Raw genomic sequence first — 23805 nt, 5'->3', positions numbered from 1 at the left:
CCACGCGGTATGACAAGCTCGCCGTCCGCTACGAGGCCGTCCTCCACATCGCCGTCATCAACGACTGGCTGACCTGCCTTTGAGACACGCCCTAGAGTGGACGCCATGACGACGGCCGACGCCCGGACGCTCGCACGCCTCCGCACCGCCCCGAGCTGGCTGATCAACCTGGTCTCCGCGCAGAGCCACCGCCTGGTCGGCGCCGGTTTCGCCGCCGCCGGCGCCCGCGGCTACCACTACCGGCTGCTCGCCGCCCTCGACGAGTACGGCCCGTCCAGCCAGGCCGCCCTCGGCCGCGCCACCGGCATCGACCGCAGCGACGTCGTCGCCGCGCTGAACGAACTCGCCGCCAAGGGCATGGTCGACCGCTCCCCCGACCCGTCCGACCGGCGCCGCAACGTCATCACGCTCACCGCGGACGGCGCCCGCCACCTCCGCGAGCTGGACCAGGTGCTCGCCGGCATCCAGAACGACCTCCTCGCCCCGCTGTCCCCGGCGGAGCGCGAGCAGTTCACCGCCCTGCTCACCCGCCTCGCCGACCACCACGCGAAGGCCCGGTAATTCGGTCGCGACCACCGGAAACGCGGCCCTAGGCTTGGCGCCCCCCCGCGCAAAGGAGGCGCCCATGCCACCCGCTCTCCGGCTCGCCGAACTGCCGCCCGCCGCGATGACCGCACTGCTCGACGGAGACCTCGCGAAAGCGAGCGCCGCCGCAGGCGTCCCCCTCACCGACTACTTCACCACCGACGAGGCCAAGTCGCTCTGGCGCTTCCGGCTCGACCAGATCGCCCGCGACCCGTCCCACGCCCCATGGATCGTGCGCGCCGCCGTCGCGGAACCCGACGGGCACGTCGTCGGCCACGCCGGATTCCACGGCGCGCCCGAGAACGGCACGGTCACGATCGCCTACTCCGTCGACCCCGCGCACCGCCGCAAGGGCTACGCCCGCGCGATGCTCGCCGCCCTCCAGGACCGCGCCGCCGCCGACCTCTCCGTCACCACCGTCCGCGCCACGATCAGCCCCGACAACCAGGCGTCCCTCGCCACGATCGCCGGCCAGGGCTTCACCTTCATCGGCGAGCGGTGGGACGACGAGGACGGCCGCGAACTCATCTTCGACCGCCCTGCCCGGCCAACGGGGTGACGGGCACCTTCACCCGGGTCAGCGAAGCTTGGCCCACGCGACCCTCCCGCCCTCGATCAGGGGACGCACGCCCCAGGCCCGCACCAGCTGCGTCACGAGCAGCAGCCCCCGGCCGGTCGTCGCCGCGCCGTCCGCCGCCCGAACCACCGGACGGCCCTCCCCGGCGTCCCACACCTCCACGACCACGAGCCCGTCGCGCTCGTCGCGGAACACCCGCACGACGATCGGCCCCTCCCCGTGCCGGTAGGCGTTCGTGACCAGCTCGCACACCACGAGCCGCCCCACGTAGTCGTCTTCGATGCCCCACTCCGCGAACCGTTCGGCAAGAAAGCGCCGCGCGAGACGGGGAGCCTCCTCCGTCGGCTCGAGAACGAGCGTGGGGACCTCGGGGGCGAAGGCCGGTACTGCCATGGGTGACCACCTCGAGACTCTCTGCGATTTCCTGTCACGGAGCGTCGCTCGCGAGATGATGGCGGGACGCGAGAAACGCGTGGTCGCGGCCATAATCGCGACTCTGCGTTCATCGCCGTTCGTCATTCGGTCATCACCGGTCGGAGGAGACGACATGCCGCAACGCCCCAAGCGCCTCACCCCCTCGCGCGGCCCCATGGACCTCTTCGGCTCCGAGGTGCGGCGATACCGCGAACTGGCCGGGCTGTCCCTGGCCCAGCTCGCGGACCGCATCCCGTTCGCCGCCTCGACGATCGGCGAGATCGAGCGCGGCGAGTCCGGCTGCGATCGCGTCTTCGCCGAACAGTGCGACCGGGTCCTGGACACCCGCGACGCCCTCGCCCACCTCCACGACGGCCTCTTCGACGGCCGCTCCGCCGCCTTCCCGAAATTCTTCGAGGAGTGGCCCGGCTATGAAGCCGAGGCGGAGACCCTGCGCACCTACCAGCCGCTCGTGATCTACGGCTTGTTGCAGACACCCGGCTATGCGGAGGTGCTCCTGTACGGCGATCAGCCGGCCGTCCAGAGCCGCATCGATCGGCAGGCCGTCCTTGTCAGGGAGGAGCCGCCCCCACCGAGGTTGATTTACCTACTTCCGGAAAGGGTTCTTCGGTCTCGGGTCGGAACCGCTGAGGTGATGTACGAACAGCTTCATCGTCTCGCCGACGCCGTCTCGCCGCGCCTGGCCGTTCAGGTCATCCCGGACGGCGCCCCCCACCCCGGAAACTCCGGGGCCTTTGTCATTGCGACCCTGCCGGGCGACTTGCGAATCGCTTACACTTCGTCCGAGCCGCGCGGCCGGATTCTGGACGGGCGGTCCGACCTCGAGCGCCTGCACGAACGCTTCGCGGACATCGCCACCTACGCGCTTCCGGCAGACATGTCGGCGGCACTGATCCGGCAGACAGCGGAGGACCGATGGAAGACCTGACCCTCCGGCCGGTCTGGAGAAAGTCCAGCCATTCCGGCAGCGATGGAGGCCACTGCGTGGAGATCGCTCGATTGCGCGGAGAGGTGGGCGTCCGGGACAGCAAGGACCCGCACGGCCCGAAGCTGATGGTCGCTCGCGACGAGTTCGCGACTCTGCTCACAACCCTGAGGCGCTAACGCGCTGATGCTTTTTCATGTCATTGCGACCCTGCGGGACGCTGAACAGGAAGGTTGCAGGCCGAGTATGGAAGCCACGTCCCCCCGCCCAGCATGGCGCAAGAGCAGCCACAGCAGCTCTCAAGGAGACGACTGCGTCGAACTGGCCAAGCTCGGTGACTTTGTCGGTGTCCGGGACAGCAAGAACCCGCACGGCCCCAAACTGATGGTCGACCGCGACGACTTTGCGGCCCTGCTCACCACCCTGAAGCGCTAACGCTCCGCCGACGGGGGCGGGTGGGCTTGGAGCCATTTCCGGGCGCGGGTGCGGGAGGCGCGGGACAGCCAGGCGTCCTGGACGATCTCGGTCAGTTCCCGCAGGGTCAGTTCGCCGATCCGGCTCGCGCGCAGCAGGACCGAGAGGTGGCCGTTGAAGTGCGGGGTCGTGAAGAACGGCGACGCCTCGTCCTGGACGAGCGCCAGCTTGTCGGACTCTGACGGCACCCAGAACACGATCACGTCCGGGTAGCGCTCGCCCGTCACCGGGTCGACGGCGTCGGGGCGCGGGTTGCGGAAGAACACGAACGACTTGCCGCCGACCTGGTAGACGGGGTTGCCGCCCGCCGCGTGCGTGATCGTGACATGCGGCATGCCCGTGGCCAGTTCGTGCACGTCCTCGACCCGGGCGGGACGCTCGTCTCCGCGCATGCCCGCAGCGTAACCGCCGGCGTCCTACTGCGACTCCACCACCTGGGCGCCGAGAGCCTCGCGCTGGATGCGGTCGAACTGGGCGCCCATCGCCTCGGCCAGCGCCTTCGCCGCCGACAGCGGACGCACCATCACCGTGAGGTCGTCGATCAGGCCGTCCTCGTCGAGGTGCAGGAAGTCGCACCCGTGCACCTGGAGCCCGTTCACCTTCGCCTTGAAGACCAGCGCGTGGTCGCGGCCGTCCGCGCTGACGATCTCCCGCACGTAGTGGATGTCCTCGAACACCCGTGCCGCGCCGCGCACGATCGCCGCGGTGATCGCCTTGCCCTCGTACGGCTTGAACACGACCGGGCTCGTGAACACGGCGTCCTCCGCGAACAGCGATTCCAGCGCGTCGATGTCACCGGCCTCCACGGCCCGGCGGAACGGATGCATGGGAGCGCCCCCCGATATGAAACTAGTTGACTAGGTGCGAATGACACTAGTGGCGGCCCCACCACCCGTCCAGGGAAACGACCGTGTGGCACTAGTCACTAAGTTGATTAATGGACGACACAACCACTGCCGCCGCTACGCTCGGACCCATGTCGCTGCGCAACGCGGTCCTGGCCACGCTCCTGGAGGGCGAGGCGTCGGGATACGACCTGGCGAAGAGCTTCGACGCCGGGGTCGCCAACTTCTGGATGGCCACCCCGCAGCAGCTCTACCGGGAACTGGACAAGATGGCGGGCGAGGGCCTGATCCGGGCGCGCGTCGTCCAGCAGGAGCGCCGCCCCAACAAGCGCCTCTACTCCCTCACCGCCGCCGGGCGCCGCGCGCTGCACGACTTCACCGCCACCCCGCCCCGCCCCGGCGCGATCCGCGAGGAGCTGATGGTCCAGGTGCAGGCGGTGGACGCGGGCGACGTCCGGGCCGTCATGAACGCCATCCGCGAACGCATGACCTGGGCCGAGTCCAAGGTCGCCCGCTTCGAACGCCTCCGGGCCCGCCTGCTGGACGGACGCACCGAAGAGGACTACCTCGCCAACGCCGAGCGCATCGGCCCCTACCTCACCCTGATGCGCGGCCTGGCGTTCGAACGCGAGAACCTCCGCTGGTGCGAGCAGGCCCTCGCGATCCTGACCCGGCGCACGTCCACGACCTGCCCGTCCGGCCTCGACACCTAGCGCGCGACGGCGGCGGCCCCGCCCGAGGGCACGCCGCCGGTTCGCTGCTACTGGGCCATGTCGACGAAGCGGCTGTAGTGGCCCTGGAAGGCGACGGTGACCGTGGCGGTCGGGCCGTTGCGGTGCTTGGCGACGATCAGGTCGGCCTCACCGGCGCGCGGCGACTCCTTCTCATAGGCGTCCTCGCGATGCAGCAGGATCACCATGTCCGCATCCTGCTCGATTGATCCCGATTCACGTAGATCGGACACCATGGGCTTCTTGTCCGTTCTCTGCTCGGGGCCTCGGTTGAGCTGGGAGAGCGCGATGACGGGGACGCCCAGTTCCTTGGCGAGAAGCTTCAGCGAGCGGGAGAACTCCGACACCTCCACCTGGCGGCTCTCCACCCGCTTGCCGGACGTCATCAGCTGCAGGTAGTCGATGATGACGAGCCGCAGGTCGTGCTGCTGCTTGAGGCGGCGGCACTTCGCGCGGATCTCCATCATCGACATGTTGGGCGAGTCGTCGATGAACAGCGGCGCCTCGGCGACCTCGCTCATGCGGCGGGCGAGGCGCGTCCAGTCCTCGTCCTGCATGGTGCCGGAGCGCATCGCATGCAGCGCTACCCGCGCCTCCGCGGACAGCAGCCGCATCGTGATCTCGTTGCGGCCCATCTCCAGGCTGAAGAACGCCGAGGTCAGGCCGTGCTTGATGGACGCGGCGCGGGCGAAGTCGAGCGCCAGCGTCGAGTTGTGCGTCGGGACGCAGTGCCGCCCCGCCAGGTACATGTGGTCGTCGTTGTCGACCTGCACGCACCGGACGGGCACGCTCCCGACCGGCCGCACGTCCACGACGTACCGCACCCGGGCCTCGGGAGGGACGCTCGCGGGCTGCCGCGCCGCCTTGCGCGGCAGCCGGAACACCGTCTCGGCGGGGGTGAAGGCGATCTCGTGGACGGCCTCCTCGGCGGAACCGCTCGTCGTCAGCTCGGCGCGGTGGCCGAGGCTGAGAATGAGCTCGTGCACCTCCCCCGCGAGCCGGGCGGAGGGGAAGGCGAGGTCGACGCGCCCGTCGGCGCCCACGTGGCCGCACACGTCGAGCAGCCCGGCGAGCAGCGCCCGACGCTGGGCCGCGGACGCCCGCATGTACTGGGCGGGGATGCCTCGGCCCGCGGACGGGCCGAGCCGGCGGGCCGTCCCGGGAAGCAGGTAGCAGCCGGGGAGGGCCTCCTCGACGACCTCCGCGCCGGTCGCCTCCAGCTGGGCGATGACCTCGCGGTCGAGGCAGGTGATGCCGTCGGTCCCCGGCTCCCCGGCGCCGAGCAGCACGCCCAGGACGTACGGGTCGACGGGCAGCTCGGCCTCCGGGAGGTCGAAGGCGGCGGCGACGTCCACGGTGTGGACGGGACGCCCGTCGTGCCGCAGCGTCGCGCGCACCTGCTCGGTCGTGCGGATCCGCGGGCGCCCGGTGAACGCGGCGAGCCGGTCCTGCGATGGGACGGACACGGACCGGTGGCGGCCGGAAACCGCCTTCCGCACCCCGGCGCCCGGGCCGGTGACCGCCACCGGGCGCACGGAACGGAAGGCCTTGCCCTGCCGGTCGTGGTCGGAGGCGTCGCCGCCGAAGGCGATGAAGAACGGCGGGGCGTCGGAGGCGTTCAGGGCGGACTCGGCTCCGAGCCGCCCGGCCCGGCCGCCGCGCTTCGCGGAGACGGACCCGCGGGCCGTGCCGCTCCCGCCCGCGAGCGGCCTCATGCCATCGGGCGAGTGCGCCGCGGCGCCGCTCCCCAGGCTCGCCGAGGTGCGCCACTGGTGCTCGGCGTCGGCGACGATGACCTCGCCGTCGGAGAACTCGATCTCGTAGCAGGGACGGTCGTGCATCACGTCCGTCGCGGCGACCACGCGGGTCGGCCGGCCGTCCGCGCCGATCAGGTGGTCGCCGACCGAGACCTCGCCCATGGTGGTCCACCCGGAGGGGGTCGGGAGGGGCGTGTCCAGGCCGAGCGCCTTCCCCATGGCGGGCCGGGCGGCCACGACGATCATCTGGCCGGGGTGGAGCCCGTTGGTGAGGGCGTCGAGGTCGGCGAAGCCGGTGGGGCAGCCGACCATCTGGCCGCCGCGGCTGCCGATGGCCTCGATCTCGTCCAGGGCGCCGGGCATGATCTCCGACAGCGCGACATAGTCTTCCCCGGCGCGCTTCTCGGCGATGGCGAAGACCTCGGCCTGGGCCCGGTCGAGGACCTCGTCGGCGTCGGCGCCGTCGGCCGCGTAGCCCATCTGGACGATGCGGGTGCCGGTCTCCACCAGGCGGCGCAGGATCGCCCGCTCGTGGACGATCTTCGCGTAGTACCCGGCGTTCGCCGCGGTGGGGACGAGGGAGATCAGGGTGTGCAGGTAGGGGGCGCCGCCGATCCGGGCGATCTCGCCGTTCTTGGTGAGCTCGCCGGCGACGGTGACGGCGTCGGCCGGGTCGCCGCGGCCGTAGAGGTCGAGGATGACGTCGTAGATGATCTGGTGCGCGGGCCGGTAGAAGTCAGGGGTGCGCAGCAGTTCGACGACCTCGGCGATGGCGTCCTGGGAGAGCAGCATGCCGCCGAGCACGCCCTGCTCGGCGGAGATGTCGTGCGGCGGGGTGCGCTCGAACTCGTGCTCCTGCGGTCCGATGTCGGCCACGCTCACCGTCGCACCCCCTTCGTCTCGGCCGGCGGCGGCCCCGCCCGCCCATCGCCGGTCGTTCGTCCACGTCTATCTGACGCGTCGGACATTCTCCCGAGGCCGCGCGGCGAAGGGCAAAGGAGCCTGTGGACAACCTTGTGGACAGCCTGTGCAGACACGCCGTCCAGGTTGTGCACGACCTGTGGACAACTCTGTGGATTTCCGGTGGACGAATTCCGCACTGCCGTGCTGACCTGCGACAACGTCGTCCACCGGCTGTGCGGGAAAGAAAGTCGGCCGTCCACCTTCATGTAAGGCTTGAAGTCATTAGGTAGGTTACCCAGGTGGTAGCCTCGGCGCGGTGACGACTCCCCGGCGGCTCGCGACCGCGCACGACCGCGAGATCCTGCGCCTCGCCGTGCCGGCGTTCGGCGCGCTCGTCGCCGAACCGCTGTTCCTGCTCTCGGACTCGGCGATCGTCGGGCATCTCGGCACCGCCCAGCTCGGCGGGCTCGGCGTCGCCGGGCAGGCCCTCAACACCCTCGTCTACCTCTGCGTGTTCCTCGCCTACGGCACCACCGCCGGGGTCGCCCGGCAGGTCGGCGCCGGGGACATGCGCGCCGCGATCCGGCAGGGCATCGACGGCATGTGGCTGGCGGTGGCCATCGGCGCGGTGCTGATCGTCGCCGGCTGGCCGCTGGTCCCGTGGATCGTGGACGCGTTCGGCGCGTCCCCCACCGTGACCCCGTACGCCGTGACCTACCTCAGGGTGAGCTTGTTCGGCATCCCGTCGATGCTACTGGTCCTCGCCGGCACCGGCGTCCTGCGCGGCCTGCAGGACACGCGCACCCCGCTCGCCGTCTCCATCGGCGGGTTCACGGCGAACCTGCTGCTCAACGCGGTGTTCGTGCTCATCCTGGACTGGGGGATCGCCGGATCGGCCTGGGGCACCGTCCTCGCCCAGACGGGCAGCGCCGCCGTCTACACGGCCGTCGTCCTGCGCGGGGCGCGCCGCCACGGGGCCCCGGTCCGCCCCGACCTGGACGGGCTGCGCACGTCCGCCACCGCGGGCTTCGGCCTCCTGGTGCGGACGGCCGCGCTCCGCATCGTCCTCATCGTGGGCACGTCGATCGCCGCCCGGATGGGGGACGAGGAGATCGCCGCGTACCAGGTCGGCTTCCAGATGTGGACGCTGCTGGCGTTCGCGCTCGACGCCATCGCGATCGCCGGGCAGGCCATCACCGGGCGCTACCTGGGCGCGTCCGACATCCCGGGCACCCGCGCGATCACGCGCCGGATGGTCTGGTGGGGCGTCGGCTGCGGCGTCGCGTTCGGGCTGGCCGTCCTCGCCGTGCGCCCGTGGCTGCCCGGCCTGTTCACCGGGGACGGCGACGTCCGCGGCTTGCTGCTCGCCTCGCTGCTCCTCGTCGCGGTGCTGCAGCCGGTGGCGGGCGTGGTGTTCGTCCTGGACGGCATCCTGATCGGCGCGGGCGACGGCGCCTACCTCGCCGCGACGACGCTGATCGCGACGCTCGTCTTCCTGCCCGCCGCGATCATCCTGTACCGGGCGGACGCGGGCCTCATCGGGCTGTGGGTCGCGATCGGCCTGTGGATGCTGACCCGGATGACCACCCTGGGGCTGCGCGCCCGCGGCGACCGCTGGATGGTCACCGGGGCCGTCCGCTGACACGCGCGCGGGCCGATCCGAGGAATCGCACCCGCACCACCGATCCCACCCGCTACGATTCGAACATGTGTTCCACACACGGCGAGCGGATGGCCCGGCTCACGCAGGCGATCGACGACCTGGCGGCCGAGGGCCTGGCCGGGCTGCCTCCGGAGACCCTGGTGGAACGGGTGGCGGGCATCTGGTCCCTGATCGAGGGCATCGACCCCGAGATAGCCCGCCGCCGGACCCGCTACACGACCCCCGACTCCTGACCCTCGCACCGCCGTCCCTCCGCGAGGCGCTCAGGTCAGATTGTTGAGGGACGGCAGAATCGGCAGGATCGAGCCTTCGCTGCCGTTGCCCTGACCTGGAGTGGAGCCCACCAGACGGTCGGCGACCGCCTGGCGCAGTTCCGGCAGCCGCGCGTAGAGCCGGTCACCAGGGCACGTCGTGTTGTTGTAGTCGCGGTGCCCGACGATGGCCTCGGCCGGGTCCAGCTTGTACTGCCGGCACAGCCACACGCACACCTCCACCAGCGAGTTCCACAGCGTGCCGGGAACCGCCTTCGACGTGTACGTGCCCTCGTTCTCGATGCCGATCGTGTGCTGGTTGTGGTGCAGGACCTGCGCCCCCACCGCGAGCTCACCGGCGCGGATCGCCTTCAGGCTGCGGTTGCGGCCCTCCATCACGATGCCGCCGCGGCTGATGGTGAGCTGCTGGCCGCTGTCGTCCCAGCCGTTGCCGTCCATGTGCCAGCGCTGGATGGACCGCGACAGGTCGAACGCGTGGGCCTGCGACATGTCGCTGCTGTTGGCCGTGGCGGTGTGATGCACGACGATGCGGTCCGGTGCCCGCTTCAGGACCTTGGCCGGCCGCCTCGGCGCCCTCGCGTTCCACTCCGCGCGCGTGTAGACGTGCGGGTCCTCCGCCGTGAAGTCGGCGGGGGCCGCGATCCTCTCGTCCGCCATGGCTCCATTCTGGAGTGGCGACGCCAGAGAGAGCATCTGCAGCAGGCCCGCCCCCGCCGCGCCGCCGATGATCGCCCGGCGCGTCACGGGCAGGCCGCGCCGGTCCCGGTCGTCCGCGCCGTCCCCCGAATGCGCGTTCACACCGTCCCCCCTCATTCCGGATCAACTGATCACGGAACGTCATGGCCGCTCTAACGATCACCCAAACACCGGGCGGTTCGGGGACGTTTCACATGAAACCCAGCGCACGATTCCTCCCTTTGGACGGGAGTCGCCCTGCACTTGTGCAAGAGATTGCGGGATGAAGAGCCGTCTCGCGGGTCCTCGCGCGGGTGGACGTGGAACGGCCCCCGAGCCTGCGGGCTCGGGGGCCGTCCGGTGATGCGGAGGTGCGTCAGGCCTCGACGACGTTGACGTCGATCGTGGCGCTGACGTCGCTGTGCAGGCGCACGCTGACCCGGTGGGTGCCGACCGTCTTGATCGGGTTGCCGATCTCGATGCGGCGGCGGTCCAGGTCGGGGCCGTCGGCGTCGCGGACCGCGGCGGCGATGTCGGCGGCGGTCACCGCGCCGAACAGCCGGCCGTTGCTGCCGGTCCGGGTGCGCAGCGTGACGCGCAGGCCGCCGAGCTGGTCGGCGACCTCCTTGGCGTGCTCGACGGTCGCGATCTCGCGGGCCGAACGCGCCTTCTTGATGGAGTCGATCTCCTTCTCCGCGCCCCGGGTCCACTTGATCGCGAACCCGCGCGGGACGAGGTAGTTGCGGCCGTAGCCGTCGCGGACCTCGATGACGTCACCGGGCTCGCCGAGCCCGGAGACCTGCTGGGTCAGGATGAGCTTCATGACTTTTCCCCCTGCCTCAGCGCGCGGTGCTGGTGTACGGCAGCAGCGCCATCTCGCGGGCGTTCTTGATCGCCGTGGCGACGTCCCGCTGGTGCTGGGTGCAGTTGCCGGTCACCCGCCGAGCACGGATCTTGCCGCGGTCGGAGATGAACTTCCGCAGCAGGACCGTGTCCTTGTAGTCGACGTAGGAGATCTTCTCCTGGCAGAAAACGCAAACCTTCTTCTTCGGCTTGCGGGGAGGTGGCTTCGCCATCGTGGTGCTCCTTTGGGAGAGCCCCGCTCACGCGGGAATGGACGTGTACTGGATGGTGTCGTCGTCGCGCCGGAGCGCCGGGTCCTAGAACGGCGGGTCGTCGGAGTAGCCGCCGCCACCGCCGCCGGTGGCCCACGGGTCCGCGGGGGCGCCGCCCTGCTGGCCGCCGCCGAAGCCGCCGCCCTGCTGGCCGCCGCCGCCGAAGCCGCCGTCCTGACCGCCGCCGCCGAATCCGCCGCCGCCCTGGGCGCCACCGCCGCCGAAGCCGCCGCCACCGCCCTGCCGCTGGGTCTTGTTGACCTTGGCGGTGGCGTTGCGCAGCGACGGGCCGACCTCGTCGACCTCGATCTCGAAGACGGTGCGCTTCTCACCCTCGCGGGTCTCGTACGACCGCTGCTTGAGGCGTCCCTGGACGATGACCCGCATGCCGCGCTGCAGGGTCTCGGCGACGTTCTCGGCGGCCTGCCGCCAGACGTTGCAGGTCAGGAACAGGGCTTCGCCGTCCTTCCAGTCGCCCGACTGGCGGTCGAAGAACCGCGGGGTCGAGGCGATGCGGAAGGACGCGACGGCCTGGCCGCTCGGGGTGAAGCGGAGGTTCGGGTCCTCGACGAGGTTCCCGACGATCGTGATTACGGTGTCGCCTGCCATGGGGCTCGCTCCGGCTGCTGTGAGGGCTGAGCCTGGCTCAGTGGACCTCGGGGCGGATGACCTTCGTGCGGAGGATCGACTCGCTCAGGTTGAGCTGCCGGTCGAGCTCCTTGACCGTGGCAGGCTCGGCCGACAGGTCGATCACCGCGTAGATGCCTTCGGACTTCTTCTGGATCTCGTACGCCAGGCGCTTGCGGCCCCAGACGTCGACGTTCTCGACGCTGCCGCCGCCGTCCCGGACGACCTTCAGGAACGGCTCGAGCGCCGTGTTCGCGGTGCGCTCGTCGATGGCGGGGTCGAGGATGGTCATGAGTTCGTAACGACGCATGCTGTGTCCCTACCTCCTCTGGACTGATGCGGTCACGGTCTCTCCGTGACAGGAGGGCTCTTGCGTCCGCCGCGGCGGCGCGGGTCCCCGGATTGCCGGGTGCACCTGCCGCGAGACCGATACAGGCTACCAACAGTCGGGGGCGCACAGGTCGGTTCCCGCAGTGGAGCGCCAGCGGAACGGAGGGAACCGACCTGTGCTCTGCCGGGGGTGTGGGGGTCGCCCCCCACAAAGACAACACGTCGGTTCCCGGACCGGTGCGCTGGCGCCGACCCTGGGTGGTCAGCGGCGCTGGGCGGGGTGGGTGGGTCTGGTGGGTCTGGCGGGTCTGGCGCAGCGGCGGCGTTCCAGTTCGGCCATGATGTCGGCCATGCGGGCGCGCATGCGGGCGGTCTGGGTCGTCAGCAGGGACAGCTCCTCGACGAGCTCCGCGTCGCCGATGAGCCCCAACTCCGCTTTCGTCACGGTGTGCAACCTCCTGCTCTCCCCCGCTTCCCCTCGGGGGCCGGACCGAGCCGGTGTTCTCGAATCCATGTTCGACAGTACCGGGTGCCGCCGACATTTTCCGACCGCCCACGCTGGTTGATCTTCGCTTGGGCTGGGAATTCCCTTATGGGCATGGTCCGTCCGGTCCCGCGTTCACCATGCGCCCCAGGCGCGGGATGCACCACCCGAGGAGGATCCGATGCCGCAGGAGGCAACCGACGCCCGGCAGACGCCGGCCCGTGCCGCGACCAGGCAGGAGCCCCGCCGGCTGCAGAGCGTGCTGGCGGTGGCCGCCATCACCATCGGGGTCGCCGCCCTCTTCCTGGGCTGGTTCCCCGAGACCCACTTCCCCGGCGCCGTGCTCGGCGTGATCGGGCTGCCGCTCGCGCTGTACTCCCAGATGATCTCGGGGACGACCAACGAGCGGTGGCTGAACGTCATCGGCATGATCACCGCGTTCATCGGCACCGGTTTCGCGCTGAGCAACGGCGGCTTCTCCCTCTGACCCGTCCCGGGTGTCGCAGGGCGCGGATAGGCTCGTCGGCATGCGCATCGGAGCCCATGTCGACCAGCAGAACCCGCTCGACAACGCCCGCGCGGTCGGAGCGGACGTCGTCCAGTTCTTCCTGGGCGACCCGCAGGGCTGGAAGAAGCCCGTCCTGCCGGAGGGCGTCGAGGCGCTGGCGGGCTCCGGCGTGGACGTCTACGTGCACGCCCCGTACACGATCAACGTCGCGACGTCGAACAACCGGATCCGCATCCCGAGCCGCAAGAACCTGACGCAGCAGCTGGAGGCGGCCGCGTCCATCGGCGCGAAGGCGCTGATCGTGCACGGCGGGCACGTGCTGAAGGACGACGACCCCGAGACGGGCTTCGAGAACTGGCGCAAGGTGTTCGAGCGGGTCGAGTGTCCGATTCCGGTCTACATCGAGAACACGGCGGGCGGCGGGAACGCCATGGCCCGCAAGTTCGACCGGATCGCCCGGCTGTGGGAGGTGCTGTCGGGAGTCTCCGGGCTGGACGGCAAGCTCGGCTTCTGCCTCGACACCTGCCACGCGCACGCGGCCGGCGAGGAGCTGGTGGACGCCGTCGACCGGATCAAGGCCATAACCGGCCGCGTCGACCTGGTGCACTGCAACGACAGCCGGGACGCGTTCGGGTCGGGTGCCGACCGGCACGCCAACCTCGGCAGCGGCAGCATCGACCCGGAGCTGATCCTCACCGTGGTCAGGGCCGCGGGCGCCCCGGTGGTCGTGGAGACGCCCGCGGCGGGGCAGGCCGACGACATCGCGTGGCTGCGCTCGAAGCTCTGAGGAGCGGGCGGCTGGAACCCGCGCAGCGTGCGCGGCATCTAAACCGGGTGCGACCAGCCTGACGACAAAATCCGAAGGTCACGTCACACTGGCATAATCCGGAACCCAGCCCTCAGCGCACGCGCGTCCTCTCCGGCGGCGGGCGCGCGAACCGATCGGGAAGCACATGGCACAGCCCCCTTACGACCCCTACGGCTACGGTTCGCAGGACCCGTACGCCCAGTCCTACTCCCAGCCTCCGGCCGTGCAGCACCACTACTACGGGGCCTCGATGCCGGTCGCCCCGCCGACCAACGGGATGGCGACGGCGTCGCTGGTCTGCGGGCTCATCGGGTTCTTCGCGTGCGGTGTGACGTCCGTCCTCGCGATCATCTTCGGGCACGTCTCGCTGAGCCAGATCAAGCGGACCGGCGAGGGCGGCCACGGCATGGCCGTCACCGGCCTGATCCTCGGCTACCTGATCAGCGCGGGCTGGCTGCTCATCCTGCTCTTCTACATGCTCGGGATCGCCATGTTCGCCGCGAGCAGCGGCGGCACGTACTCCTGACCGCTCAGGCCAGCCGGGGAACGCCCGCCACCTCCACCCCCACGCTGGACATCAGCACGGTCATGGGGGTGGGGGTGGGCCGCCACGCCTTGACCGCGTCCCCGAACACGTCGAGGACCATCCGCAGCGACTTGTGGTCGGTGTCGGCCAGTTCGGCCCAGGACTCGTACAGCACCAGGTAGCCGTTCTTCGCGGGCGCCCACGACAGGTCCTTGACGGCCGCGGCGAGTTCGTCCCAGTCGCCGCCCGCCAGCGCCGGCGCCTCGAACACGGCGGCGCACGTCCGCAGGAACCCGGCCTTGTCGCGGGCGCGGCGGCCGTCGATGTGGAAACCGCGCCAGCCGGACTCCTCGGCCCGCTCCGTCCAGCTCGTGTCACCGACCGCGCCCGGCACCGGGGCCGTGCGCCACTGGTAGACGCCCGGCTCCAGCCGCCCCGCGAGCAGCTCGTTCAGTGCTTGGTTCGCGTCCACGTCCTCTCCCGGCAGGTTCCGCGTCCCCGCGGTCCGTCCCCGCGGGGGGCCGGGCGATCCCGCCCGCCGCGATCAGTTCCCCGGCATCCGGCGGGAGAATCCCCCGGCGCAGGCAGATTCCGGCCACGAAACGTCCCCGCGCGGCGCCCGTGGAGGATAGGGGCTTGAGTCTCCAGCGGGTGGAGGGCGCAGGGTGAAGGGCATGGACGGCGACGCCTTGTACACGATCGGGGAACTGGCGCGGCGCACCGGGCTTCCGGTGCGGACGATCCGGTTCTACTCCGACGAAGGCGTCGTGCCGCCCACCTGCCGTACCGAAGTCGGCTACCGGCTGTACGACGCGGAGGCCGCCGCGCGCCTCGACATGGTGCGGACGCTGCGGGACCTCGGCGTCGACCTCGGCACGATCCAGCGGGTCCTGGCCCGCGAGATCGGCATGGGGGAGGTCGCGGCGGCGCACGCGGAGGCGCTGGACGTGCAGATCCGGACGCTCAGGCTGCGCCGCGCCGTGCTGCGGGCGGTGGCGAAACGCGGATCCACCCCGGAGGAGATCGAGATCATGCACAAGCTCGCCCGGCTGTCCGACGAGGAGCGCCGGCGGATCATCACCGACTTCATCGACGAGTCCTTCGCCGGGCTCGACCTGGACCCCGACTTCGAGGCGAAGATGCGGTCCGGGCTGCCGGAGCTCCCGGACGACCCCGCGCCCGAGCAGGTCGACGCGTGGGTCGAGCTGGCCGAGCTGGTCGGCGACCCCGGCTTCCGGGCGTCGGTGCGGCGGATGGCCGAGCACCAGGCCGCCCAGATCGAGAAGAGCGCCTACCCCGAGGACCCGGAGGCCCTCGGCCGCGAGACGGGGGAGAAGATCGCGGCGGCGATCGCGGACGGGATCGAGCCCGGTTCGGACGCGGCCGGCCCCGTCGTCGACGAGCTGGTGGCCGCCTACGCGGCGGCCCATGGCACCGCGGACGGCGCCGAGTTCCGGCGGAAGCTGCTGGAGCAGATCGAGATCGGTACCGACCCGCGCGCGGAACGGTACTGGCAGCTGATCGCCGTCATCAACGGCTGGCCCACCTGGCCCGCGATGACCCCGTCGTTCGAATGGTTCGCCGAGGCGCTGCGCAACCGGCTCGGCTGAGCCGGGCGGCCCCGCGGACCACCCCCGCGGACCACCCCCGCGGTCCGCGGCCGACCCGGCGGGCCGGAGGGTTCGCGGGTCAGGACGGTGCTGGGGCGCCGGCGTGGCGAGCGCCGCGCAGGCGCCCCAGTGACACGACGTCCTCGGCGCCGTCGAGCACGCCGCCCGCCGGGTCGTCCACCCCGCCCTCCCGGACCGCGTCGTCGGACGGCCGCAGGATGTCCCACACCACCAGGGCCGCCAGCACCAGGACGGTCACGAACCGGGCGAGCAGGGCGAGCGAGTACACGCCCTGGCTGATGCCGCCCTCGGGCGCGTCCAGGCTCAGCACCGCCGACACGGTGTCGGACAGGTTCGCGCCCTGCGTCTGCCCGGACACCGACAGCAGGAACCACCAGATGCCGAAGAAGTAGATGATCTCGCCGATCTGCCAGGCGACGAACGCGGGCAGCTTCGGACGGGCCAGCACCGCGAGCGGCAGCAGCCACAGGACGTACTGCGGCGACCAGACCTTGTTCGGCAGCATGAACGCGACGAGCACCAGGAACAGCAGCTGCGCGAGCCGCGGGCGGCGCGGCGCGGCGAGCGCGAGGGCCGCGATGCCGGCGGCGAGGACGAGGAACGTTCCGGTGCCGAGCAGGTTGAGCAGGCCGGTGTCGGCGGCGGGCTCGGGCAGCCCGTGGTCCTGCAGCACGAAGAAGATCGAGCCCCAGTCGATGCCGCGCTTCTGGCTGAAGGTGTAGAACTCCAGCCAGCCGTCCCACGCGAAGAGCATCACCGGCAGGTTGACCAGCAGCCACGCGCCCGCGGCCCCGGCGAGCAGGCGGCCCATGGCGCGCCACTGCCCGGCGCGGACGCACAGCAGCACCAGCGGGCCGAGGAACAGCAGCGGGTAGAACTTCGCGGCGATCGCCAGCCCGAGCAGGACGCCCGCGAGCGCCGGGCGGCGCGCCGACCAGGCGGCGACCGCGAGCGCCGACAGCGCGACCGCGAGCAGGTCCCAGTTGATGTACGCGGTGAGCAGCAGCGCGGGGGACAGCGCCACCATCAGCCCGGCGCGCAGCGAGCGGCGGCCCGCCGCGTACGCCGTGGCGAGGACGGCCACGACCGCGAGGACGGCGAGGATGAGCGCCGTGACGTTGTAGAACGCCATCCCGCGCCCGTCCTCCCCGAACGGGCGGACGAGCCACGCCACCAGCTGCATGAAGCCGCCGCTGAGCACCGGGTACTCGACGTAGTGGATGTCGGAGCCCTGAAGCGAGTCGAAGTAGGGGAGCTTGCCGTCACTCAGCCCGCGCACGTAGTAGAGCGGGTAGATGTCGGTGTAGCAGGCGTTCGCCGTCGTCTTGAGGAAGTCGAACCGCGACGACGCGCAGGGCTGCTTCTGCAGCCAGCCGAGCAGGCACACGAGGGCGGTGAGGCCCGTCAGCACCGGCGCGAGCCGCATCAGCCGGCCGGGCGGGTGCGCTCCGGGGCGGCCGTCCGCCGGGTCGCTGCCGGCGGACATCGCGAGCCCCTCAGAAGACGACGACATGGAAGGCAAGACTATTGGTCCCCGGCAGTGGCGGCGATCACGGGACCCGGTCGCCGGCCGGACACGGGAACGGCCCGGAGCCGGGTGGGCTCCGGGCCGTCCGCCCGCCGTCGGGCCGCGCTACGCGGCGCCGCCGGGTACCGCTGCGCGGCGCCGGCGGGGACCGCTATGCGCCGTCGTTCTCCGGGTTCGGCGGATCCTGGTCGCGGCAGGCCGGATCGTTGCGGTGCTGCGGCTGCGCGCACCACCAGCTCTTGTCGCCCTCCGGCGGCAGGTTCGGGTTGCAGCCCGCCGGCCGGTTGAACATGTCGCACGGCTTGTCCTGGTTGTTCGGCGGCGACACGGTCGGCGTGGTCGGCGAGGTCGACGGGCAGTCCGGACCCTGGTTCGGCTGGCCCGGACGGCAGCTCGGCGAGGTGGTCGGGCTCGGCGTGTTCGACGGCGTCGGGGTCGGCTTCGCCTTCGCCCACGGGGCCAGCTGGCCGACGTTGGCGGGCGGCGGGAACTGGCTGATCTCCTTGCCCTCCAGCGCCTTCAGCATGAAGCGCTTGAACAGCTCGGCCGGGACGGTACCACCGTAGACCTGGTTGTAGCCGCCGACGCCGATCAGCGACTTGCGGTTGCCGTTCTTGTCCTGCCGCCACATCGCCGCCGCCGTCGCCAGTTCCGGCGTGTAGCCGACGAACCAGGCGGACTTGTTCTCGTCCGTCGTACCGGTCTTGCCGGCGACCGGGCGGGAGCCGAGGCTCGCCCGGGTACCGGTACCGCCGGACTGGACGACCGCCTGCATCGCGGACGTGGCGTCCGCCGCCACCTCCTCGGAGAAGGCCCGCGTCGGCTTCTGCCAGGGCAGCTTGTCGAGCGGCTTGTTCTCGTTGTTCACGACGGTGTGGCCCTTGGCGTCCGTGATCTTCGCGATCACGTGCGCCTGGCGGTGCTCGCCGCCGGCCGCGAACGTCGAGTAGACCGACGCCATCGTGACCGCGCTGGCGTCGATGACGCCGAGCGGCAGCGAGGTGTAGGTCGGGTCGAGGTTCGGGGTCTTCTCGGGGATGCCCATCTTCTTGGCCATGTCGATGACGTTCGAGAGCTGGACCTTCTGCCCGAGCTCGACGTACGCCGTGTTGATCGACATCGCGGTCATCTGCTTGAGGTTGTAGACGCCGTTCTCGGAGGTGCTGTCATTGGTGAACGTCGCACCGTTGATCACCCGCTTGTAGCGGCCGTCCATCGTCGTCTTCAGGCTGATGCCCTGGTCGAGCGCGGTGGCCAGCACGATCGGCTTGAACGACGAACCCGGCTGCACCTTGCCCTGGAAGGAGTTGTCGAACGCCTGCTTGCGGAAGTCGGGGCCGCCGTAGGCCGCGACCACGCCGCCGGTCTTCGGGTCGATCGACGCGAGCCCGAACCAGATGTCCGACTTGAGGTTGTTCTCCTTCTTGATCTGCTTGACGAGCTTGTTGGTGTAGTCCTGCAACCCCTTGTTGAAGGTGGTCTTGATCCGCAGGCCGCCGGTCGCCAGCCGCTGCCGGTCGATGCCGAGCGACTCCAGCTCGTTGATGACGCGGGCCTGCAGGTAGCCGGCGTTCGGGTCGTCCGGGGCGTCGCTCCACTCCTTCTGCGTCTGCGGGAACTTCGCCGCGCCGCGCTTGGTCTGGTCGAGCCAGCCCTTCTCGACCATCCCGTCCAGGACGTAGTTCCAGCGGTTGACCAGCGCCTGCTTGGCCGGGTTGGACGTCGGGCCGTAGGTGACGAAGTAGCCGGGCCGCTGGATCATCGCCGCGAGCATCGCCGCCTGGTTGACGTTGATCTCCGTGACGGGCTTGTGGAAGTAGGCGCGGGACGCCGCCTGGATGCCGTAGGAGTCACGCCCGAACGGGACGACGTTGAGGTACAGCTCAAGGATCTTCTTCTTGTCCATCTCCTTGCCCATCCGGATGGAGATGAGGATTTCCTTGAGCTTGCGGCTGACCGTGCGGTCCTGGCTGAGGTTCGCCCAGTAGTTGCGGGCGAGCTGCTGGGTGATCGTCGAGGCGCCGGCGACCTCGCCGCCGGTCGCGGCGCGGAACACCGCGCCCGCGATGCCGGTCGGGGAGATGCCCGGCTCGCTCCAGAAGTTGCGGTCCTCCGCGGCGAGCACCGCGTTCACCACGAAGTCGGGCACCTTGTCGAGCGCGATGTCCTCGCGGTGGGTGCCGATCCGGGCGAGCGTCGACCCGTCGCTGTAGGTGATCACCGATTCCTGGCGGAGCGCGTCCTGCTGCGCCTTGGTCGGCAGGGGGGTGTTGGCGTAGGCGACCACGACGAGGGTGGCCAGGCCGAGGATCATGACGCTGACGACCGCGACCATGACCTTCCAGGACGGGATGTACCGCCGCCAGCCGGTCTTCTCCGGGTCGTCCGGACGCTTCTCGCGCCGGGGCCGGCCTCGGCCGCGGCCGCCCTCGTCGTCCCAGAAGCCACCGCCACCGCCGGAACCGCCGGGGCCTCCCGGCCCGCCAGGTCCACCGGGTCCGCCCGGTCCGCGCCCGCCGGGGCCGCGTCCGCCCGGGCCTCCGGGCCCGCCAGGTACGCCGGGGCCGCCCTGACCGCGCCGTCCGGGCGGCGGCCCTCCGGGCCCCGACCGTGAAGCCATGGGCGCCCCGCGGCGCCGCCCGCCGCCGGGCGCGCCCGCCCGCTGGGGCCCGCCGGCCCGACCGCCCGCCCTGCCACCGGGACGCGGCGTCCTGCCGGGCGGCGTCCTACCGGGCGTGGGCGGGCCGGGGGGCCCGCCGCGCTGCCCGCCGGACGGCGTGCCCGCGGAGCCGGGGCGGGGGGAGCCCCTCCGGCCGGCGTTCTCTCCGTGGTCCGGTCCGTATCGGCTTGGGTTACTCACGCGGCCTCATCAACTGGGGGACGGCTATGCGTCGTCCGAGCGTACTGTGCAGCCGCGCCTGCGGAGGCCGGTGAGGCGTGGCCGCCCTTCCTCCGGCCCGCCGGGCGCGCGGGATCGGGGCCGCTGGCGTGCGGCATTTCGCGATCATGCTTCATGTCACACCCCCACAGTTTCCAGTGGACGGTTCGGGGCGGGCGGCCGGCCGGTTCATTCCGGCGGCCGTCCCAGCGGGGCCAGTGGCGCGAGGCGCTCGGTCTCCGCGGTGCCGAAGGCGCGCCCTCCGCCGCGCCGGCAGGCCGGATCGCCGCGGTGGATCTGGCACCACCAGCGGGGCGGCGGGTTGCTCGGCGGCTTGTTCGGGTCGCAGTCGCCGTTGGAGAACGGCGACTGGCACGGCGGGAGGTTCCCCTGGTCGCCGCCGTCACCGCCGTCGCCCTGGCAGCGCGGGTCGTGCCGGCCGATCGGGTTGTCGCACCACGGCGGCCTGCGGTCCTTCTTCTTCTCCGGCGGCTTGGCCCACTTCTGCACGATCCCGCCCCACGCGGGCGGCGGGAACGGCTGGACCTCCATGCCCTGCACCGCGTTCGACATGTAGGACCGCCAGATGCGGGCGGGGATCGTACCGCCCTCCACCTCGCCGATCCCCGGCAGGATGACCGACTTCTTCTTCCCGTCCGGGCCGACCGCGTCGTTGTAGATCGTCACGGCGGTGGAGACCTGCGGGACGTAGCCGACGAACCACGACGAGACGTTCCGGTCGGTGGTGCCGGTCTTGCCCGCGGCCGGCCGTCCGTCCGGCAGCGCCGCCGCCGTCGCGGTACCGCTCTTGATGACCTGCTGCATCGCGTACGTGGCGTCCGCCGCGACCTTCGTGCTGAACACGCGGTGCTTCTCGACCTTCGGCTTCAGCCGGACCCGCTTGTTGTCGCTGTACCGGACGACGCGGATCACGTGCGGCTGGTGGTAGACGCCGCCGCTGGCGAACACCGCGTACCCGGCGGCCTGCTCGACCGGCCGGATGTTGTTGACGCCGAGCGCCAGGTTCAGGCAGCACTTGTGCGGCGTCAGCAGGTCGGACGCGATGCCGGCATCGGTCTCGGTCTTGATCGCCTCCTCGATGCCGACCTTGCCCATCAGCTGGAGGAAGGCGGTGTTCACCGAGTCCTTCGTCGCGGTGATCAGGTTGATCGCCGGGCCGACGTCATGGCTGTTCGGGACGATCACGGCGTTCGGGTCGTCCTTGGAGACCACGCTGCCGTCCGGGCCGATCGGGGTCTTCGAGCGCCCCTCGACCAGGCTCTTCAGGCTGTAGTTCTGCTTCAGCGCCGTCGCCAGCACGTACGGCTTCATCGCCGACCCGGCCTGCGCCGAGCCCTGCCACACGTTGTTGAACGACTGGTCGAGGTAGTCGGGCCCGCCGTAGAAGGCCATCACCTCGCCGTTGGCGGTGTTCACCGACACCAGCCCGACGCGGATCTTCTTCTTGGCGAGCTTCTTCGGGTTGACCTGCGGGACGGTCTTCTCCGCCGCCCGCTTGGCCATCGACATCCGCCGGCGGTCGAACGTCGTGTAGACGCGCAGGCCCTCGGTCGTCAGCTCCTTGCGGTCGATGCCCTGGCGGCGCAGCTCCTCCATCGCGCGGGTCAGCATGTAGCCGCGCTGGCCGCCGTAGAGCTGCTTGTCGCTGCCCGGCTTGCTGATCTTGGGCAGGCGCTGCATGTACTTCGCGGCGTCGGCCTCGCTCAGCTTGCCCATCGAGACCATGCCCTTGAGCGTGTACTGGTACCGCGCCTTCACGTAGGCCTCGTTCGCCTTGAGGCCCGCGTCCTTGTTCGGGTTCTGGATGATCCCGCCGAGGAGGGCGGCCTGGTCCGGCTTCAGCTCCCAGACGTCCTTGCCGAAGTACTCGCGGGACGCCGCCTGGATGCCGTACGTGTCGCGGCCGAGGTAGATGGTGTTCAGGTAGAGCTTGAGGATCTCGTCCTTGGTGTACTTGTCCTCCAGCTTCAAGGAGATGAACAGCTCCTTGAACTTGCGGTTGACCGTCCGGTTGTTCGGATCGGAGTAGTAGTTCTTCGCGAGCTGTTGCGTGATCGTGGAACCGCCGCCGGACCCGCCGGTCAGGTTGTCCCACACCGCCCGCGTCGTGCCCTTGATCGAGAAGCCGGGGTCGGTGCGGAAGCTGCGGTTCTCCGCCGCCAGGACCGCGTCCTGGACGAAGGGCGGGATCTGCTTCAGCTCGACGCTCTGCCGCTTCTTGCCGATCCGTCCGATCTCGGTGCCGTCGGTGTAGTAGAAGATGGACGCCTGGTCCTCGACGCCCGCGACCGTCGGCTCGGCGGGGGTGGGCGTGTTCGTGTAGGCCACCCAGATCAGCGTGATGAACGCGGCCACGCCGAGCCCGCAGACACCGGCCACGATCTTCCAGGACGGGATGTACCGCCGCCAGCCGGTCTCCCGGGACCGCAGGTGCCCGAGGACGCCCTTCTTCTGCGGGCCCGGCGGCGTCCCGTGCCGCCCCGGCCCGCCCGGACCACCGGGACCGCCCGGTCCTCCAGGTCCACCGGGACCGCCTGGACCGCCTGGCCCGCCCGGGCCGCCGGGTCCCGCCGGGCCGCCGGACCGGTTCGCCGCCCGGACGCCCTTCCCCTGGAACCTCGCGGTGAGCTTCCCCGCGAGTTCCTGCCCGGTCTTCCCGAGCTCGTTGAGCTTGTCCTTGACGCCGGGCTTCGCCGCCCCGCCGGCCGCCCCGGCCATGCCCATCCCGGCCGCTCCGGCCGGACCGCCCATGCCGGGAGGCCCGCTCATGGGCCCCGGACCGCCGGGCGCGAAGGGCCGTCCCGGCGCACCTCCGCCGGGCGCGGGCGGCCCACCCGGCCGCATCGGCCCGCCCTGCGGGGGCTGCGCACCGCCCATGGGGGAGGCGCCCTGCTGCCCCGGCCCGCGCAGCGCGGGCGGGCCGCCGGGCGCCGAAGGCCTGCCGGCCGCTCCGGGCTGGCCCTGCGCTCCAGGTCCGCCCTGCGCTCCGGGACCGCCCGGTGCTCCAGGTCCGCCCGGCGCTCCAGGCTGGCCCGGAGCCGGCTGGCCCGGAGCGGGCCGGCCGAGTGCGGCGGGCCCGGCGGCGTGGCGGCCCTGGGACGGGGGCGCCGGCGGGATCGCGGGAGTCGGCGCGGTCGGCGCCGCACCGCCCAGCGGTGCGGCGGGTCCTCCGCCGGGGACGGCGTGGCCGCCCATGAAGCCCGGACCGTCCGCGGGGCCTTGGCTCCGCGGCGCGCCGGGGGCGTCGTCGGTGCCCGGACGCCCGGGATCGCCGGGACGGGGGTTCTGCTGCCCGCCCGGCCGCTGCGACCCGGGTTCCGGTCGGGGCTGGCTTGGATTACTCACGCGACCTCATCAACAGGGGACAACGGTTGTTGCCAGTGGCCCGGGGCGGCCTCCGGCCCTTGTTGCGACTCGTGCGCCGTCCGAAGAGTACTGTGCGGGCTGGTGAGCGGGGGGAGCGCATGCATGGTGAAGTTCCATCCCGGCCGGTCCGCGCCCCTTCCG

General features: G+C 71.4%; 26 protein-coding genes. 12 read left to right on the top strand and 14 right to left on the bottom strand.

Annotated features, from left to right (window positions below):
* Positions 1 to 105 precede the first annotated feature (105 nt).
* The gene (locus CHF16_RS20645) at positions 106 to 561 is read left to right on the top strand and encodes a MarR family winged helix-turn-helix transcriptional regulator (RefSeq protein WP_089327726.1); all 456 of its coding nucleotides are present in this window, start codon (positions 106 to 108) and stop codon (positions 559 to 561) included.
* A 64-nt stretch (positions 562 to 625) separates the two neighbouring features.
* The gene (locus CHF16_RS20640) at positions 626 to 1144 is read left to right on the top strand and encodes a GNAT family N-acetyltransferase (RefSeq protein ID WP_089327707.1); all 519 of its coding nucleotides are present in this window, start codon (positions 626 to 628) and stop codon (positions 1142 to 1144) included.
* 18 nt (positions 1145 to 1162) lie between these two features.
* On the opposite strand, the gene CHF16_RS40365 is transcribed toward CHF16_RS20640, so the two are convergent.
* On the bottom strand, positions 1163 to 1555 hold the full coding sequence (locus CHF16_RS40365; RefSeq protein ID WP_179271619.1) for an ATP-binding protein: 393 nt from the start codon (positions 1553 to 1555) through the stop codon (positions 1163 to 1165).
* Positions 1556 to 1709: 154 nt separating this feature from the next.
* On the opposite strand from CHF16_RS40365, the gene CHF16_RS20630 reads away from it, so the two are divergent.
* The 3 genes from CHF16_RS20630 (at position 1710) to CHF16_RS20620 (ending at position 2957) form a co-directional block, all read left to right on the top strand.
* Positions 1710 to 2525, top strand: coding sequence for a helix-turn-helix domain-containing protein (locus tag CHF16_RS20630; protein ID WP_179271618.1), 816 nt, complete (start codon positions 1710 to 1712; stop codon positions 2523 to 2525).
* On the top strand, positions 2513 to 2701 hold the full coding sequence (locus CHF16_RS20625) for a DUF397 domain-containing protein (protein WP_089327705.1): 189 nt from the start codon (positions 2513 to 2515) through the stop codon (positions 2699 to 2701). The genes CHF16_RS20630 and CHF16_RS20625 overlap by 13 nt, the downstream gene beginning before the upstream one ends.
* Positions 2702 to 2768: 67 nt before the next feature.
* On the top strand, positions 2769 to 2957 hold the full coding sequence (locus tag CHF16_RS20620; protein WP_089327704.1) for a DUF397 domain-containing protein: 189 nt from the start codon (positions 2769 to 2771) through the stop codon (positions 2955 to 2957).
* On the opposite strand, the gene CHF16_RS20615 is transcribed toward CHF16_RS20620, so the two are convergent.
* Together CHF16_RS20615 and CHF16_RS20610 are read right to left on the bottom strand one after the other, a co-directional pair.
* A complete protein-coding gene (locus CHF16_RS20615) occupies positions 2954 to 3388 on the bottom strand; it encodes an MmcQ/YjbR family DNA-binding protein (RefSeq protein WP_089327703.1) in 435 nt (144 codons plus the stop codon). The two genes, CHF16_RS20620 and CHF16_RS20615, sit on opposite strands and share 4 nt — an antisense overlap.
* Before the next feature lie 24 nt (positions 3389 to 3412).
* Positions 3413 to 3823 (bottom strand): nuclear transport factor 2 family protein, encoded by a 411-nt coding sequence (locus CHF16_RS20610; protein ID WP_089327702.1) that lies wholly within the window; start codon positions 3821 to 3823, stop codon positions 3413 to 3415.
* Positions 3824 to 3972: 149 nt separating this feature from the next.
* On the opposite strand from CHF16_RS20610, the gene CHF16_RS20605 reads away from it, so the two are divergent.
* Positions 3973 to 4554: a PadR family transcriptional regulator gene (locus CHF16_RS20605; protein ID WP_179271617.1), complete on the top strand. Its 582-nt coding sequence runs from the start codon at positions 3973 to 3975 to the stop codon at positions 4552 to 4554.
* A 47-nt stretch (positions 4555 to 4601) separates the two neighbouring features.
* Here the strand turns inward: CHF16_RS20605 and dnaB are convergent, their stop codons facing one another.
* Positions 4602 to 7211, bottom strand: a complete 2610-nt coding sequence (gene dnaB / locus CHF16_RS20600; protein WP_089327701.1) for a replicative DNA helicase — start codon at positions 7209 to 7211, stop codon at positions 4602 to 4604.
* Between the two features lie 337 nt (positions 7212 to 7548).
* On the opposite strand from dnaB, the gene CHF16_RS20595 reads away from it, so the two are divergent.
* Positions 7549 to 8874 carry an MATE family efflux transporter gene (locus tag CHF16_RS20595; protein WP_089327700.1) on the top strand — a complete coding sequence of 442 codons (1326 nt, stop codon included), beginning with the start codon at positions 7549 to 7551 and terminating at the stop codon, positions 8872 to 8874.
* A 65-nt stretch (positions 8875 to 8939) separates the two neighbouring features.
* Positions 8940 to 9128 carry a hypothetical protein gene (locus tag CHF16_RS20590; protein WP_089327699.1) on the top strand — a complete coding sequence of 63 codons (189 nt, stop codon included), beginning with the start codon at positions 8940 to 8942 and terminating at the stop codon, positions 9126 to 9128.
* A 30-nt stretch (positions 9129 to 9158) separates the two neighbouring features.
* Here CHF16_RS20590 and CHF16_RS20585 read toward each other — a convergent pair whose 3' ends face one another.
* From CHF16_RS20585 to CHF16_RS20560, 6 genes are all read right to left on the bottom strand, one after another.
* Positions 9159 to 9860, bottom strand: a complete 702-nt coding sequence (locus CHF16_RS20585) for a peptidoglycan recognition protein family protein (protein WP_089327723.1) — start codon at positions 9858 to 9860, stop codon at positions 9159 to 9161.
* A 358-nt stretch (positions 9861 to 10218) separates the two neighbouring features.
* Positions 10219 to 10665, bottom strand: a complete 447-nt coding sequence (gene rplI, locus CHF16_RS20580) for a 50S ribosomal protein L9 (protein ID WP_089327698.1) — start codon at positions 10663 to 10665, stop codon at positions 10219 to 10221.
* Positions 10666 to 10681: 16 nt separating this feature from the next.
* Positions 10682 to 10918, bottom strand: coding sequence for a 30S ribosomal protein S18 (rpsR, locus tag CHF16_RS20575; protein ID WP_026403973.1), 237 nt, complete (start codon positions 10916 to 10918; stop codon positions 10682 to 10684).
* Positions 10919 to 11002: 84 nt separating this feature from the next.
* A complete protein-coding gene (locus CHF16_RS20570; protein WP_089327697.1) occupies positions 11003 to 11566 on the bottom strand; it encodes a single-stranded DNA-binding protein in 564 nt (187 codons plus the stop codon).
* Between the two features lie 37 nt (positions 11567 to 11603).
* On the bottom strand, positions 11604 to 11894 hold the full coding sequence (rpsF, locus tag CHF16_RS20565) for a 30S ribosomal protein S6 (RefSeq protein WP_089327696.1): 291 nt from the start codon (positions 11892 to 11894) through the stop codon (positions 11604 to 11606).
* A gap of 282 nt (positions 11895 to 12176) precedes the next feature.
* Positions 12177 to 12359 (bottom strand): hypothetical protein, encoded by a 183-nt coding sequence (locus tag CHF16_RS20560; protein WP_089327695.1) that lies wholly within the window; start codon positions 12357 to 12359, stop codon positions 12177 to 12179.
* 220 nt (positions 12360 to 12579) lie between these two features.
* Here CHF16_RS20560 and CHF16_RS20555 point away from each other — a divergent pair, with 220 nt between their 5' ends.
* The 3 genes from CHF16_RS20555 to CHF16_RS20545 all read left to right on the top strand — a co-directional run bounded on the left by CHF16_RS20555 (position 12580) and on the right by CHF16_RS20545 (position 14240).
* On the top strand, positions 12580 to 12885 hold the full coding sequence (locus tag CHF16_RS20555) for a hypothetical protein (protein ID WP_089327694.1): 306 nt from the start codon (positions 12580 to 12582) through the stop codon (positions 12883 to 12885).
* Positions 12886 to 12925: 40 nt separating this feature from the next.
* The gene (locus tag CHF16_RS20550) at positions 12926 to 13693 is read left to right on the top strand and encodes a deoxyribonuclease IV (RefSeq protein ID WP_089327693.1); all 768 of its coding nucleotides are present in this window, start codon (positions 12926 to 12928) and stop codon (positions 13691 to 13693) included.
* A 166-nt stretch (positions 13694 to 13859) separates the two neighbouring features.
* Complete coding sequence (locus CHF16_RS20545; RefSeq protein WP_089327692.1) at positions 13860 to 14240, top strand: DUF4190 domain-containing protein; 381 nt, start codon at positions 13860 to 13862, stop codon at positions 14238 to 14240.
* A gap of 4 nt (positions 14241 to 14244) precedes the next feature.
* On the opposite strand, the gene CHF16_RS20540 is transcribed toward CHF16_RS20545, so the two are convergent.
* A complete protein-coding gene (locus CHF16_RS20540) occupies positions 14245 to 14712 on the bottom strand; it encodes a barstar family protein (protein WP_179271616.1) in 468 nt (155 codons plus the stop codon).
* A 202-nt stretch (positions 14713 to 14914) separates the two neighbouring features.
* On the opposite strand from CHF16_RS20540, the gene CHF16_RS20535 reads away from it, so the two are divergent.
* Positions 14915 to 15850, top strand: coding sequence for a MerR family transcriptional regulator (locus tag CHF16_RS20535; protein ID WP_089327690.1), 936 nt, complete (start codon positions 14915 to 14917; stop codon positions 15848 to 15850).
* Between the two features lie 79 nt (positions 15851 to 15929).
* Here the strand turns inward: CHF16_RS20535 and CHF16_RS20530 are convergent, their stop codons facing one another.
* From CHF16_RS20530 to CHF16_RS20520, 3 genes are all read right to left on the bottom strand, one after another.
* The gene (locus tag CHF16_RS20530; protein ID WP_245868901.1) at positions 15930 to 17384 is read right to left on the bottom strand and encodes a glycosyltransferase family 87 protein; all 1455 of its coding nucleotides are present in this window, start codon (positions 17382 to 17384) and stop codon (positions 15930 to 15932) included.
* 166 nt (positions 17385 to 17550) lie between these two features.
* Entirely contained in the window at positions 17551 to 19734 is a 2184-nt protein-coding gene (locus CHF16_RS20525; RefSeq protein WP_245868885.1) for a transglycosylase domain-containing protein, read from the bottom strand.
* Between the two features lie 732 nt (positions 19735 to 20466).
* Complete coding sequence (locus tag CHF16_RS20520; RefSeq protein ID WP_143228069.1) at positions 20467 to 23067, bottom strand: transglycosylase domain-containing protein; 2601 nt, start codon at positions 23065 to 23067, stop codon at positions 20467 to 20469.
* Positions 23068 to 23805 lie beyond the last annotated feature (738 nt).

The organism is Actinomadura meyerae (assembly GCF_900188445.1).
In the GTDB taxonomy this organism is placed as follows: domain Bacteria; phylum Actinomycetota; class Actinomycetes; order Streptosporangiales; family Streptosporangiaceae; genus Spirillospora; species Spirillospora meyerae.
Note: the sequence above shows the minus strand (reverse complement) of the source record. Positions and strands in the feature narration are given on the sequence as shown.

What these genes read in the sequence shown, in the direction of transcription:
- CHF16_RS20645 (WP_089327726.1), top strand. Translation starts at nt 106, where the DNA reads ATGACGACGGCCGACGCCCGGACGCTCGCACGCCTCCGCACCGCCCCG.
- CHF16_RS20640 (WP_089327707.1), top strand. Translation starts at nt 626, where the DNA reads ATGCCACCCGCTCTCCGGCTCGCCGAACTGCCGCCCGCCGCGATGACC.
- CHF16_RS40365 (WP_179271619.1), bottom strand. Translation starts at nt 1,555, where the DNA reads ATGGCAGTACCGGCCTTCGCCCCCGAGGTCCCCACGCTCGTTCTCGAG.
- CHF16_RS20630 (WP_179271618.1), top strand. Translation starts at nt 1,710, where the DNA reads ATGCCGCAACGCCCCAAGCGCCTCACCCCCTCGCGCGGCCCCATGGAC.
- CHF16_RS20625 (WP_089327705.1), top strand. Translation starts at nt 2,513, where the DNA reads ATGGAAGACCTGACCCTCCGGCCGGTCTGGAGAAAGTCCAGCCATTCC.
- CHF16_RS20620 (WP_089327704.1), top strand. Translation starts at nt 2,769, where the DNA reads ATGGAAGCCACGTCCCCCCGCCCAGCATGGCGCAAGAGCAGCCACAGC.
- CHF16_RS20615 (WP_089327703.1), bottom strand. Translation starts at nt 3,388, where the DNA reads ATGCGCGGAGACGAGCGTCCCGCCCGGGTCGAGGACGTGCACGAACTG.
- CHF16_RS20610 (WP_089327702.1), bottom strand. Translation starts at nt 3,823, where the DNA reads ATGCATCCGTTCCGCCGGGCCGTGGAGGCCGGTGACATCGACGCGCTG.
- CHF16_RS20605 (WP_179271617.1), top strand. Translation starts at nt 3,973, where the DNA reads ATGTCGCTGCGCAACGCGGTCCTGGCCACGCTCCTGGAGGGCGAGGCG.
- CHF16_RS20590 (WP_089327699.1), top strand. Translation starts at nt 8,940, where the DNA reads ATGTGTTCCACACACGGCGAGCGGATGGCCCGGCTCACGCAGGCGATC.
- CHF16_RS20585 (WP_089327723.1), bottom strand. Translation starts at nt 9,860, where the DNA reads ATGCTCTCTCTGGCGTCGCCACTCCAGAATGGAGCCATGGCGGACGAG.
- rplI (WP_089327698.1), bottom strand. Translation starts at nt 10,665, where the DNA reads ATGAAGCTCATCCTGACCCAGCAGGTCTCCGGGCTCGGCGAGCCCGGT.
- rpsR (WP_026403973.1), bottom strand. Translation starts at nt 10,918, where the DNA reads ATGGCGAAGCCACCTCCCCGCAAGCCGAAGAAGAAGGTTTGCGTTTTC.
- CHF16_RS20570 (WP_089327697.1), bottom strand. Translation starts at nt 11,566, where the DNA reads ATGGCAGGCGACACCGTAATCACGATCGTCGGGAACCTCGTCGAGGAC.
- rpsF (WP_089327696.1), bottom strand. Translation starts at nt 11,894, where the DNA reads ATGCGTCGTTACGAACTCATGACCATCCTCGACCCCGCCATCGACGAG.
- CHF16_RS20555 (WP_089327694.1), top strand. Translation starts at nt 12,580, where the DNA reads ATGCCGCAGGAGGCAACCGACGCCCGGCAGACGCCGGCCCGTGCCGCG.
- CHF16_RS20550 (WP_089327693.1), top strand. Translation starts at nt 12,926, where the DNA reads ATGCGCATCGGAGCCCATGTCGACCAGCAGAACCCGCTCGACAACGCC.
- CHF16_RS20545 (WP_089327692.1), top strand. Translation starts at nt 13,860, where the DNA reads ATGGCACAGCCCCCTTACGACCCCTACGGCTACGGTTCGCAGGACCCG.
- CHF16_RS20535 (WP_089327690.1), top strand. Translation starts at nt 14,915, where the DNA reads ATGGACGGCGACGCCTTGTACACGATCGGGGAACTGGCGCGGCGCACC.
- CHF16_RS20530 (WP_245868901.1), bottom strand. Translation starts at nt 17,384, where the DNA reads ATGTCGTCGTCTTCTGAGGGGCTCGCGATGTCCGCCGGCAGCGACCCG.
- CHF16_RS20525 (WP_245868885.1), bottom strand. Translation starts at nt 19,734, where the DNA reads ATGGTCGCGGTCGTCAGCGTCATGATCCTCGGCCTGGCCACCCTCGTC.
- CHF16_RS20520 (WP_143228069.1), bottom strand. Translation starts at nt 23,067, where the DNA reads ATGAGCGGGCCTCCCGGCATGGGCGGTCCGGCCGGAGCGGCCGGGATG.